We start from the raw sequence: 13,788 nt of genomic DNA, 5'->3' as shown, positions 1-13,788 counted from the left end.
GGTGGCGTCTTTCGGTGGCGTGCCCCGGACCGCACCAGAAGCACGGGCACTGAGGGCACGCGGCTGGTGGAGCCGGGGCCGGGAGCAAGAGGCGGCTGGGCGAGGCCCGGCCCTGGGGCTGCGACCCCTATGGGTGTCGCGGAACAAGGAATCGAGAGGGAGGAAGGGTCGATGGCGGGTAAGCCGTATCTGCGACGCGGACGGACCTGGGCGGCAAGAGTGGCGTATGCGGCGGGCGTCGCCCTGGTGACGGGGGCCGGCGGTGCCGGGGCAGCCACCCACTACCCTCCGGGTGCCATCTGCTACGACTGCCACGCCGTCTCCAAATCCAAGATGGTGCTCGGCACCCACCTGCTCAAGAAGTCCGACCGCACCGTGGCCCTGGGGATCTCGGCGAGCAACCCCCAGGCGCCGTGCCTCTTCTGCCACGACAAGAACGCCGCGCCCTCGGTGCTGAATCGGGACCGGATGAAGGGGGTGTGGGACCACTTCGACGCCAGCTCCACCTCCAAGCACCCCAGCGACATCCAGAGCGGATTCGGGGGAAACGCCACGGCGCTCGACTGCCTCGACTGCCACGCACACATCACCGCGGGGGTGGAAAGCGACGGCTCGGGCAACGCCAGCGTCCACGGGATCGACGCCGGGGGTGGCACGCGGCTCAACTTGTACGCCAGCCTGATCGGGGCGCCGGACGATGCTTCCCAGGTCTCGGACAACACCTGCCGCAACGCCGCCTGCCACAGCGACACGGGGTCCAGCACCGGGGGGTACACGGCCCCGGCGGCCCACGGCATGGGGCGGGCAACCATCAACGACGGGGCGGCGCCCACCTCGTGCACCCAGTGCCACGGCAGCCACAACAGTTACCAGAACACCTCGCTGGTCACGCTTCGCACCGACGGCACCACCTCCAACAACCCGGGCGACCCCCTGGGCACCCGGGTCACCCCGGAAAAGTGCGGGGAGTGCCACGTGCAAGACGACGCCGGGGTGTACGCGGCCAAGGGCCATGGGCAGAGCACGATCTCCAGCGGCACGCTTGGGTGCACCGCGTGCCACAGCGGCAGCGTCCCCCACGACTTCGCGCGGTCGGCGCCCGGCACCAACCCTCTTCGGTTCGCCTTTGCCGAGAACACCTCGGTCCAGAGCGCCATCCGGCAGCAGGCGCCCTACAACCAGGCCTACTCCGTGTGTCTGACCTGCCACAGCCAGTACACGGGCAAGCTCCACGGGGGCACCACGGCCAAGGCCGGGTGCAACGACTGCCACGAGCCCCACGGGGCGGGGGTGGCGCCCAACGTGGCGATGGTGCGGGTCGAGATTCCCAAGGTGGACGCCGCCGGCACCCCCGTGTACGGGGACGGGACGGCCTCGGCCCCCTACGACACCAACGCATACCTGGCCTACGACGACACCACCTACAAGACCGACGGCACGGGGCTGTGCGACAACCGGGAGTGCCACCAGGGGCGGGTGGTGGCCGGCGACGAGATCTACCCCCTCTCGACCTTCCTCACCGGGGGGCGCCACTCCGGGGGCGACGTGGCCACCGGGGGGGATTTCGTCTGCCAGGTGTGCCACACCCACACCGACGAGGGCGGCAGCTGGGGGGCCAAGGCCTCCTGTACCACCTGCCACGGCCAGCCCCCGGTGTCCACCGCCACCACCTCCGAGGGCTACACGCGCTTTTCCGAGGCGGCGAGCCCCCACCGACGGCATGCGGCGCCGGTGGACCAGGGGGGCTACGGCTACGCCTGCCAGACCTGCCACCTCGACTACACCAGCTCTGCCACCCACAACACCGATCCCAAGACCTACCAGAGCCTCAACTTCGACACCGCCGCAAATCCCAGCGGCACCTACGACGTGGGCGCGGCCACCTGCAACAACCTCTACTGCCACTCCGACGGCCAGTCGGGCGCCTCGGTGGGCAGCGTGCAGTGGATGAGCGGCTTTGCCACCCCGGACTGGAGCACCCAGAACCTGGCGTGCAACGCCTGCCACGGGGGCGTCGACGAGCCCACCCGCATCGCCACCGGCAACCACCCCATCCACCTGGCGTGGGCGGGGATCACCTGCGCCCACTGCCATAACGACACCGTCACGGCCGCGGGCACCGACACGACCACGGCCATCGCGGGGCTCGCCTCCCACGTCAACGGCACGAAGAACCTCAAGGCCGGGGGCAGCTTCAACGGCCAGGCGGTGACGTTCACTTACGCGGGGGGCACCTGCGCCAGCATCAGCTGCCACGGGGCCTACGCCGACGTGGCCTGGACCGCCCCGACGGGCGATTGCGCCAACTGCCACGGCACCTTTGGTCTCAGCCCCAACGGGGTGCCTCTGCCCACCACCGTCGTGGCGAAGCACTCCGGTCCTCTGGCCAACCCCGACGGGAACGAGAACACCACCCTCTACAACCTCCACCAGGGGGCCGCAGATCTCGGTGCCGACGGCGAGGGCCGGTGCGACTACTGCCACGCCAACACCCAGCCGGCCTACACCGCCGCCATGCACCTGGACGGCACCATCCAGCTCAACAGCAGCATGGGCTACCAGGGGGCGAGCGGGTTCACCGGCACGCCGGCCGGGTGCACGAGCGCCTGTCATCCCGCCGCAACTCCCTACCAGATGAGCGACTCGGGCAATCCTTTGCAGCTCATCGCCGGCCAGGGTTTCAACTGCGGCTCGTGCCACGGCGACCCGCCGGCCACGGGGGCGCACCTGGCCCACGTCATCGGCAACGGCGACACCGACCGCACCGACTGCGCCAACTGTCACAGCGGGGCGGCGGCGTACACCAACGACGGCTCCCCCAACGGGCTGCACCGAAACGGCCAGACCGACCTCTTCGGCGAGTGGGATGCGGCCACCACCGCCCTGGGGGTGCAGTGGAACGGGGGCGCCCAGACCTGCGCCAACGCCTGCCACCTCAACAACGGCACCGACGACTCGGCCGGCTCGGGGAAGGTCGTTCCCGCGGCCCTGTGGACCGACACCTCGCTGGACTGCTCTTCGTGCCACTACTACGACGTCCAGCCCACGGGGGCGCGAAACGCCGCCGTGCCCAACTGCCAGGACTTCACCCACGACCGCCACTTCGGCGACGGCACCCCCGGGGTCTTCAAGGTCTGCTCCGACTGCCACGTGGTGCCCCCGGCGGGGGACACGAGCCACATCTCGGTGCCCGTGGCCGTGACCGACGGGGGGTACTTCCGGGACCGAGCCCTGGCCGAGCGGGGCGAGGCCACCGTGACCCGGGCCAACCTGAGCTACAACGGGCAAAATGCCGCCCTGGGCGCCGCGGGGAGCGCCGACGACGGGGCAGGCCCCAACAACCGCTGCTCGGGCTCGGGCATGTCGGTGGGCTGCCACGCCACGGGCACGTCGGGAACGGCCGACTGGGATACGGGGGGTGAGGGCGGGTGCGTCTTCTGTCACACCAACAACGATCCGGCCTTCAACCCCTACACCGGCATCCACGCGGTGACCCCCACGGTCTCCGGGGTGCGCCACGACCAGACCCTCGCGAACCCCTCCTTCGGTCCTGCCGGGTGCCAGGCGTGCCATACCGGCATCCCCTCCACGCGCCACCACGACGGCACCTTCGACGCCACGCCCAACGCCGCGGGGAACACCGCCATCGTCTTTGCGTCCGACGTGGGCTACCAGGATGCCGCCACCCCCACCTGCTCCCCCACGGGCTCCCTGGTGGACTGCCACTCCGAGGGCGGCCGCTGGGCCCGGTTGTGGACCCAGGCCGCCGGGGCCACCGACGGCACCGAGTGCGCCGGGTGCCACGGCAGCTGGGCCCAAGGGTGGAATCAGGGGGTCGTCCACCGCACCGACCAGGTCACCGGCGACGTGCACGGGTCCTCGGGCAGCGCCTACCAGTGCAAGGACTGCCACGCCCTGGAGACCGCGGGCTACACCTTTGTTCTGGGCACCAACGACTGGGGGGGCACCAGCCAGCACGGCAACAGCCAGATCACCATCAACAACGCGGGCACGAGCTTTGCGCGAGGCACCGGAGCCAACGCCGGCCAGTCGGGCTGCTCGCCGTGCCACGCGGCCTTCGACGGCGCCGCCCCGGGCCAGCACGCCTTCGTCACCACCGTATGGCCCCTGCAACTGGTCGACGGCGAAGTGCCCCCCGTGGGGTGCGACGCCTGCCACGGCGACGGGGCCGGGCGCTACGCCCCCGTAGGGCTTGCCTACCCCAATCGGGCGGGGGAGCACGCGGCCCACCTGGCGCAGCTCGAAGCCAAGCTGGGCTACCCGGCGGGTACCGTCGACGGAGTCCAGCAGCGGGCCATGTGCGCCTACTGCCACAACGACCCGGTCGGGATCGGGGGCAGCGGGCACTATCCCCCGGGCTACACCGGGGCCGACGAGCCGGCGGATGTGGGCGCCTTCAACCGCCTGTGGGACGGGCTCGCCGACGCCGGCGCCGTTTACAGCGCGGCCACCGGCACGTGCGCCAACCTCGCCTGCCACAACACCAAGAGCACCGACCCCGGCTACAACTGGTACGACGGTGCCACGGCCACCTGTGTGATGTGCCACACCGAGGGTGCCTCCGGGGCCAACCCCACCACGGGTCTCCACGACACCACCCCGACGATCTCGGGGGTGCGCCACGGGGCGAGCTTCCTATACAACGGCGGGGCCTCCACCGCCGAGTGCGTCACCTGCCACACCGCCACCCCGTCGTCCGCCCACTTGGACGGCACCTTCCAGCCCAGCGCCCCCATGGTCCAGTTCGCGGCGGCGGTGGGCTTCCAGGACGCCGCAACCCCCGGGTGCTCCACTTCCATGACGGGCTGCCACCTCGATGGAGGCGCCTGGCGGCGCCTGTGGCACGAGAGCTCCGCCGCCGCCGACGGCTCTGAGTGCGTGGGCTGCCACGGCACCTGGACCCAGGGCTGGCGGGTCGGGGTGACCCACCGCACCGACGCCGGCACCCGAAGCATCCACGGCGCGGGCAACCTCTACCAGTGCAAGGACTGCCACGCCCTGGAGGCCGCCACCGGCAACTACGCCTTCGCGCCCTGGAGCGCCGGCCGGCACGGCAACGCCCGCATCACCCTCAACGCCGAGGGCACCGGGGTGGCCCGGGGCACCGGGGCCGACGCGGGCCTGACGGGGTGCGCGCCCTGCCACGCCGCCTACGACGGCACGGCGTTGGGGCAGCACTCTTTTGCCACCACCGGGTGGCCCTTCGAGACCGTGCTGGGCGACCCCATCGAGGCCGGGTGCGACTCCTGCCACGGCGACGGGGCAGGACAAAACTGGCCCGACAGCACGCCGGCGCTTTCCTATCCCGACCGGGCCGGCGCCCACGACGTGCACCTCGCCGCCATCGGCACCGGCAACGCCGCGTGCAATACATGCCACCCGGGCAATCCCCCGGCGGGACACCCCGACGGGAGCGTCGCCCCCGCGCGCGTCTCCAACATGGACACCAACGGCGACGGCACCCCCGACGCCGACACGGACGCCCGCTTCCTGACGCTTTCCGGCGCCACCGACACCGACGGCCGCTACAACGCCGTTACCCAGACCTGCCTGAGCATCGACTGCCACAACAACACCGAGACCCCCGGGTGGTACACCGAAGTCGGCGTCGGTGAAGGGTGCATCACGTGCCACGCCACGCCGCCCGCCACGGGCGCCCATCTGGCCCACGCCACGTCCGACAACGACTACACCGACTGCGACGCGTGCCACGGCGACCCCACGCGCACCGTGAGCGGCGACTACACCGTGGGTCTGTTCGGGCCTTCGGGGCTGCACAACAACGGCGTGGCCGATGTCTACTTCCGCTACGACGGCGATCCCGCCACGGCGGCCTGGAACGGCACCACGTGCAGCAACATCGACTGCCACTACAACAACGAGACGCCCAACTGGACGGGCGGTACCACCACCTGCTCGAGCTGCCACGCGCTTCCCCCCACGGGGGCGGGCGCCCGGGCCCACCCGGGCCACTACACGGGCAAGGGCTGGGCCACGGGGAGCACCGCCAACTGCACCGCGTGCCATCCCGACAACACCAGCGGCCACAGCAACGTGGCCGACAACAGCGTCATCGTGAATGCGGCCCTCGGTCCTGCCGGGGTTGCCCCGGCCATCACCTGCGCTAGCGCGCCGGGGTTGGGGTGCCACAACGACCACACGACCCCCGCCTGGAACACCACCGGCATCGCGTGCACCGCGTGCCACACCCCCGGAGGTACGGCGGCGGCCGACCCGGCCACCGGGCTCCACCACATCACGGCGGCGGGCCCCCAGCCCCACGGCGACACCCTCCCCGGGGGCGGGTGTACGGCGTGCCACGATGCGTCCAAGCCCGCCACCCACGCCGACGGGGTGTTCGATCCGGACAACTCGGCCAACACCGACCGGTTCCTGGCGCGAACGAATATGACCTTCACCGATGGGGCGGCCAACACCAGCACGTGCTCGGGCACCGGGCTCGTCGGCTGCCACACCGACGGGGGAGCCTGGGCCCGGCTGTGGTCCACTGAGGCCGACTCGGCGGCCACGGCACCCCGCTCGGCCCGGTGCAACGTGTGCCACGGCCAATGGGCGAGCATTGCAGGCAGCGCAGGCTGGCGCGAAGGCACCACCCACTACAAGGCGGGTGGCACCAACGCTGCGACAAACGCCCGGGGCGCGGGACACGAGCCGTCGGGGAGCGCCGACTGCAACGGCTGCCACGTCTACGGCGCAGCCGGCAACGGCCGGCACAACGTGCCCACCGGCAGCCCGGCCGAGCACCGCATTACCGCGAATACCAATAGCTCTGGCTACGCTCGAAGCGACGGCAACGCCGGGTGCAGCTTCTGTCACGGCGGCGCAACCGACGCGGCCTACAACTTCCCCGTCTCGGTCTTCGCCAACCAGCCCGTGAGCGGCGACCCCGTGCCCGCGCCGGCCTGTACCGACTGCCACGGTCTGGGGGGAAGCGCCGACTTCGTCACCTCGGCGAGCAGCCACACCCGGGTCACCCGGGGGGCGGCCTTCGGGGACTGCACCGACTGCCACAGCGGCCACGCCAACGGGTCTCCGGGAGCCAACGAGGTGGAAATCTCCACCCGCTCCACGGTGCTTGGCACGGTGGTGCCCACCATGAACCGCGAGTACGCCAGCCACGGCTCGCGCTTTCGCCTGGGCGGCAGCGCGACCAAGAGCGGGGGTTGGAGCACGGGAGGGGCCACCGAGGCCGAGATCTGCTGGGGCTGCCACGATGCCCAGACCCCGGCGGTGACCGAGTGGGAGACCAACCAGAAACCCAACACCGGCAACCTCTCCTACGACTACGGGAGCCTCTACACCACCGTGACGGGGACCACCCAGACCTCCAACTGGACCACGGCCTTCTGGCGCAGCGGCAAGGGCCGCTCCAGCGGCGGCGCCTCGAACCCCTTCTGGTACAAGCGCGGCGCCATCCAGTCCACCCACTCGGTGAACTTCGACCAGGGGACCGCGGCGGTGACCGCGGGCAACTCCCTGGGCTACAACCGCACCGAGACCAAGGACAGCGTGGCCAACATCCGGTGCTCCTACTGCCACGACGTGCACGGCACCCACGACGGGGTGGCGGGGGACCCGGGCGGGCTGCCCTACCTGCGGGGCACCTGGAAGGGCAACCCCTACCCCGAGGACGGCGCGCCCCAGTGGGGCATGGCCAACTGGACGGTGGACGCGGACACGACGCTCACCTTCGGCAGGGTGCCCCGGGCCAGCGCTGCATCCAACAACTCGGGCCTCACCGGCGTGCCCCAGGCGGGCGGGTGGTGGATCGACCAGAACTCCGGCAATCCCAACTCGGGAGCGACCCTCGCCTCCACCGCAGGCCTGTGCATCCAGTGCCACGGAAGCAACGTGGACACCCTGGACCGCACGACGGGGGAGAACCTCTGGGTCTCCGGGGGCAACGGGCACATGAATGCGGTGATCGGAGGCTCGGGAACGACGCTTGCCGCGCACAACATCTACACGCGAGCCAAGCGGGGCTCGAATCAGGCGGTCCGGGGGAGCAGTACGAGCCCCAACGTAGATATGGGTGTCGCAACGGAAAGCGGTCGGGGCTACACGTACCGGAGCAACGAGACCGATGGGTACCGCTACTACCCCCGCATCGCTACCACTTCGGCTACTGGAACGGGGACCACCCGGCCGTACAGCTTCAGGTACTTCCCGTGGAGCGCGGCTTACAATTCTGCGTATACTCGTGGTTCTGCTATCGCATCCGGCACTATGGAGATCCAGGTTGCGGATCTGAACAGCGCAGGCAGCACTACCGTTACAGAAGCCGCATCCTATTCCGCCCAGTCGAGGTACCACACCTTCAATTGCGGCAAGTGCCACAACCCGCACGCGTCGCGGCTGCCCAAGCTCTTGATCACCAACTGCCTGGATACCAATCACAACACCTGGGACAACAACTACCAGGCGGCCGGCGCGATCGGATCGCCTTGGGCCGGTACCCGGGTCTCCCAATGGGCGGCGGCCATCAACTGCCACCGGCTCGACGACCGGGCCGTGCTCTCGACCAGCCCGAGCACGGTGCGGGGACCTGGGTGGAACAAGGTGAGCCCCTGGCTGGAGTACACGAGCCCGGACACGCAGCCGAGCGCGAACCCCAATCCTTAGAGCAAGTATGGAGTCGCTCTCGGCACTGTGCGTGAGGTGCTTCAAGGAGACACGGCCATGACGAAGAAGAGAGTTCTGAGAGCGGCCCTGGCGGCAGGCCTGGCGCTGGGCCTCGGGGGGGGGCTGGCGGGCGGCGCGGCGGCGGGACCGGTGCTGGAGGCCGGGGATGCGACGGTGCGGCGAAACGGGGTGTCCGCGGGGCGCCTGGGCGCGCTGCCGGAGGGGGGGTGGTTCTCCCGGGTGCCCGAGAGCGCCACGGCGTCGGAGTATCTCTATTTCGACCTGGATGGCTCTCCTCTCGACCCGGCGGAAGGATCCATCGTTCTGACCATCGAGCGGGACGAGCGGCAAGACCACGAGGCGCTCTTCGTCTTCACCACGGGCGAGTGGGAACCGGTGTGGGGGCCCGCGGTCCGCTGGCTCGAGGAGCCTTTCGAGATCAACTACACCGAGGCGGAGTTCATCCGCAACGGCACGCGGCTTCCTCGCCGATTCGCCGCTCGCGGGGTGCCGCACCGCTATGTGTTGGCCTGGAAGTGGGACCGGGTCGAGATGTACGCCGGCGGAGAGAAGCTCTTGCCGGACATTCTGGTGCCGGGCATGATGGGGCCCATCTTGGAGCGGGCCAGGTACCTGGTCATCGGGGCGGAGACCGATCCGCGGTTTCCAGCCGGGGCCACGGTGCCCCTCCACTCCAAGCTCCTGGAGTTTCGCGTCTTCGACACCTTCGACGGTTGGCGGCAGGCGGCCCACGTGGGCTCCGTGGCGGCGGAGAAGGGATTCTACGGTGCGGGCCAGGAGATCACAGTCACTCTGCGGGGTTCCATCGACGGCACCGCCGCCTTCACCCTGGCCGGCGTGGCCGAAAGCGTCCTCATGGAAGAAGTCGACGACGGCGTCTACGTGGGCTCCGTGGTCGTACCCCCGGGGTTGAACCTGGCCTCGGCGGCCCTCACCGGCACCCTCACCGACCCGGCCACCGGGCAGACCGCGACCCTGACCGGCAAGCCCGTGGCCATCGACAGCGTCCCCCCCGAGCCCCCGGCGCGGGTGCTCGCCACCGCCCCCTGGGCCAAGGAGATCGAGCTCTCCTGGACCGCGAGCGCCTCGGCGGATCTGGACCACTACCTGGTCTTCCGGGGGGAGGGCAGGGCGCCGGACCTCACGGGCGCGCCCTTCGAGGAGCTGCGGGAGCTCGCCCTGGTGGACACCCGGGTCGTCCCCGGCCTCACCTACCACTACGCCGTCCTCGCCGTGGACAAGGCGGGAAACCGAAGCGCCCCGAGCGAGGCCGTCTCGGTGACTGCCGTGGCCGGCGACGGCCCGGCGATCACCTCCATCCACCTGGAGCCCTTCGGCCGGCCCCTGCGCCCGGGCCAGAGCGTGACCCTTGCCGTCACCGGCCAGAGCGGGGGCACCCTCACCGTGGACCTCGGGGAGCTGGGCACCGGGCTGCCCCTGGTGGAGCAGGGCCGCACCGGGGTCTACCGCGGCACCTACACCGTCACCGAAGCCGACGTGGGGCCCACCCGGGGGCTCCACCGGGTGGTGGCCCACCTCTCCGACGACTACGGAAGCGCGTCCCTGGCCGGCCCCGAGCTCGCCGTGGTGGGCCTGGACGTATGGAACGACGTCACCCCCCCGACCCTCTCCAAGGCAAGCCACGACGGCTTTGCCGCGGCCGGGTTTAGCGGCAGGCTCGTCGCGGGCGACGTCCTCACCGTCACCCTCGAAGGCGAGCCCCAAGGCTACGCGAGCTTCGACCTCCCGGGGGTAGCGCGATTCATCCCCATGGCCGAGTCGCCCACGCGCCCGGGCACCTACACCGGCACCTACACCGTGGGCTGGTCCGACGAGGGCGTGGACCTTCCCGTCCTCGTCACCCTGGCCGACGAGGCCGGAAACGAGACCACCGCCACCGCCGGGCGCCCCGTCTCCCTCGACACCCGGGTGCGGCTGCTCGTGAGCGCCCGCGACAGCCTGTTACCCGCCGACCGCAAGGCCACCACCCGGCTCGTGGCCAAGGCCACCAACGCCAACGGCGACGACGTCTCCGGCCACGAGCTGGCGCTCACGCTTTCCACCACCGAGGAGTACACCGGGGTGGTGGGGGGCGGGCGCCTGGAAGACCGCACGGCCACCCAGGACGACGTGGACAACGTGGAAGTGCGCTGGGGGGGAGTCACCGACAGCTTCGGCGAAGTGGCGGCCACCTACACCGCGGGGTTTGCGGCCAAGACCGCGCTGATCCTGGCCAAGAACCTCACCACCGGCGACGTGGGGGCCGGGTGGCTCCACACCTACGTCGCCTCCACCGTGGCGCTGGAGATCCTGCCCCGGGCGGCCCGGGGCACCCCCGACCGGGCCATCCTGCGCCTGACCGCCGACCCCGAGTGGCTCACCGCCGACGGGCGAAGCACCAGCCGCGTGAAAGCCGTGCTCACCGATCTCGCGGGCAATCCGCTTGCCGGCCAGCGGGTGACCTTTGCCCTGGGCAGCGACAACGGGCGGCTGCGGGTCTTGCGAAGCGGGCTCACCGACGAGCAAGGGCTGGCCGAGGCCGAGTACCGGGCGGGAACGCTCGCCGGGTACGTCACCCTCACCGCCGCGAGCCGCGAGCACGGCGTCACCGCCGCCGTGCAGCTCGAGCTGCGGGCCGACGCCCCGGCCAAGATCGACCTGGTGGCCAGCGCCCAGCGGCTCGTCTCGGGCGACAAGGCCACCCTCTCGGTCACCGTCTCCGACATCCACGACAACCCCAACATCGGGGTGCCCGTGACCTTTGCGCTGCTCTCGGGCAGCGGGAGCCTCGCGGCCCCGAGCCTCCTCACCGACCGAAACGGCCAGGGAGCCGTCGCCTTCACCGCGGGCAGCACCCCCGGCACCGCCGTCCTCGAAGCCCGCCACACCAGCCGCGCCCCCAACGAAGACGAGCTGCGGCGGGTCTACGGCACCGTCTTCGTGCCGCGGCTTGCCCCGCGCCAGGAGCGCGACCGGGTGCGCATCGTCGAGTGGCTGGTCGAGCCCCGGGAGGAAGTGGCCAAGGGCCAGCCCCTGGTCACCCTGGAGGGCGGCAACGGCACCTGGACCCTGGCGGCCCCCGAGAAGGGCGTCTTCGTGCGGGAGGTCAAGCACCGGCGCGACCGGGTGGAGCTGGGCGACACCCTGGGGTATGTTGAGATCGATGAAACGGTGTGGCAGGAGGAGTACGGGAAGTAGCGCGTGGCGGGTTGCGCGTGGCGTGTTGGAGGAAACCCGCCACCAGAGCCGCAACGGGCCACCTGCAACGCGCAACCCCCAACGCGCAACCCCAACCGGCAACATGCAACCGGCAACATGCAACCCACAACCCGCAAAGGAGAAGGCCATGAAGAAGAGCCGCTACGTCAAGCCCCAGGTGGTGGGGACCTCCAGCGTCCACCCCTGCTGAGGGGGAGAGTCCGAAGAGGGTACGGAGGGCCGGCGAGAGCCGGCCCTCTGGCATTGGTGGGAGCGAGACACGCCGCAGGGCGCTCCTGCGCGGCTCTCGAGCTTCGGGTTCAAGGACGCGTCAACGATACGGTAATCGGCCCCGCCACCGGACCCGACCAGCGGAAGCGGAAGGCTGCCTCGGCGCCGGCACCGCCGCTCGCGGCGCTGGCTTCCACGGAGAAGTCCCACTCCAGGGCGGCCTTGACCCCGAAGAGGCGCACCTTGCTGGGGAAGCCGCGGCCCTTGGCCAGGAAGAGGTCGTAGAGGTCCCAGGCCTGCGCGGCGCCCGGAGCCAGCCCGGCCTCGAGGGGCTCGTCGAGCTCGCAGATGGTGTCGGCTCCCTGGCGGGCCGAGAGCCGCAGTCGCAGCCCGGTCGCGGGGGCGGCGCCCAGGTTTCGGAGCTCCAGGACGACACGCTCGAAGGAGACCGGACCGCCGGTCCGGGGGGTGAGGGTGCCCTTCTCGATCCGAGGGGCGAGGGTCAGTTGGGGGGAGGGATTCATGGAGCCTCCGGTATGGGGCAAGGGGCAAGGGGCAGAGAGGCTGGGGGTGCGTCACCTGTCACCCGTCACCCGCTGTTCCGCCACCGTACCGGGGTGGGGGGGGCGGTGCAAGCGGCACGGGGTAGCGGCTCGGGAAGGGAGGGGGCGATTCGCGTCGGCGGAGCCCTTGACGGGGGGCCGAGGGGTGGTAGATAGCCTGGAACGATTCCAGGTGGATGAGATCCCCTCTCCACCGGTCCGCCGCCGGCATGTGTCGGCGGCAAAGGAGGCTCCCATGGTGTGGAAGCGATGTGCCCTGCTCCTCGTCGGCCTGGCCCTGGCCTGTGCCGGGCCGGTCCCCAGCCAAGCGGAAGTGCCCCGCATGACCAAAGAGGACCTGCGTGCCCGGATGGGCAGCGCCGACGTGGTGGTAATCGACGTGAGGGCGGGAGGCGACTGGACCCGCGCCACGGAGAAGATCGCCGGGGCGGTGCGGGAGGAGCCGGGTGCGGAGGCGGCCTGGGCCCCCAAGTACCCCAAGGACGCCACCCTGGTCTTCTACTGCGCCTGAGGCAACGAAGCCACGAGCGCCCGTGTGGCGCGCAAGCTGGCCGATATGGGGTACACGAAGGTCTACGCCCTCCTCGGAGGCTGGGCGGAGTGGAAGTCCGCCGGCTATCCCCTGGAGCCCCGATAGTTCCGCCCGTCCCCCCGGGCGCGGGATGACGCCCCGCGCCCGGGTGTACGCCTCACTCCCCGATGATCTTCACGAGCACCCGCTTCCGGCGCCTTCCGTCGAACTCCCCGTAAAAGATCTGCTCCCAGGGGCCGAAGTCGAGCTTGCCTCCGGTCACGGCCGCCACGACCTCCCGGCCCATGACCGTGCGCTTGAGGTGGGCGTCGCCGTTGTCCTCGCCGGTGCGGTTGTGCTGGTAGCGGCCCACGGGCTCGTGGGGCGCGAGCCCTTCGAGCCAGCGCTCGAAGTCCTGGTGGAGCCCCGCCTCGTCGTCGTTGACGAAGACGCTGGCGGTGATGTGCATGGCGTTGACCAGGCACAGCCCCTCGCGAACGCCGCTCTCCCGCAGGCACGCCTCCACCTGGGGCGTGATGTTGACGAAGCCCCGCCGGGCGGGAATCTCGAACCACAGCTCCTTTCGGTAGCTCTTCACGA

Annotated in this window: 5 protein-coding genes; 3 read left to right on the top strand and 2 right to left on the bottom strand. The window is 70.9% G+C overall.

Annotated elements, in window-relative coordinates:
* The first annotated feature begins 171 nt into the window (after positions 1-171).
* Together AB1578_06805 and AB1578_06800 are read left to right on the top strand one after the other, a co-directional pair.
* Positions 172-8,664: a CxxxxCH/CxxCH domain-containing protein gene (locus tag AB1578_06805; GenBank protein ID MEW6487608.1), complete on the top strand. Its 8,493-nt coding sequence runs from the start codon at positions 172-174 to the stop codon at positions 8,662-8,664.
* Positions 8,665-8,721: 57 nt separating this feature from the next.
* Positions 8,722-11,883, top strand: coding sequence for an Ig-like domain-containing protein (locus AB1578_06800; protein MEW6487607.1), 3,162 nt, complete (start codon positions 8,722-8,724; stop codon positions 11,881-11,883).
* 320 nt (positions 11,884-12,203) lie between these two features.
* Here the strand turns inward: AB1578_06800 and AB1578_06795 are convergent, their stop codons facing one another.
* On the bottom strand, positions 12,204-12,638 hold the full coding sequence (locus tag AB1578_06795; protein MEW6487606.1) for a hypothetical protein: 435 nt from the start codon (positions 12,636-12,638) through the stop codon (positions 12,204-12,206).
* 274 nt (positions 12,639-12,912) lie between these two features.
* On the opposite strand from AB1578_06795, the gene AB1578_06790 reads away from it, so the two are divergent.
* Positions 12,913-13,314, top strand: a complete 402-nt coding sequence (locus AB1578_06790) for a rhodanese-related (seleno)protein (protein ID MEW6487605.1) — start codon at positions 12,913-12,915, stop codon at positions 13,312-13,314.
* Positions 13,315-13,366: 52 nt separating this feature from the next.
* Here the strand turns inward: AB1578_06790 and AB1578_06785 are convergent, their stop codons facing one another.
* On the bottom strand, positions 13,367-13,786 hold the full coding sequence (locus AB1578_06785) for a secondary thiamine-phosphate synthase enzyme YjbQ (protein MEW6487604.1): 420 nt from the start codon (positions 13,784-13,786) through the stop codon (positions 13,367-13,369).
* Positions 13,787-13,788: the final 2 nt, after the last annotated feature.

This window comes from Thermodesulfobacteriota bacterium, from assembly GCA_040756475.1.
GTDB lineage: Bacteria > Desulfobacterota > Deferrisomatia > Deferrisomatales > JACRMM01 > JBFLZB01.
This window is presented reverse-complemented; position numbering and strand designations above follow the sequence as displayed.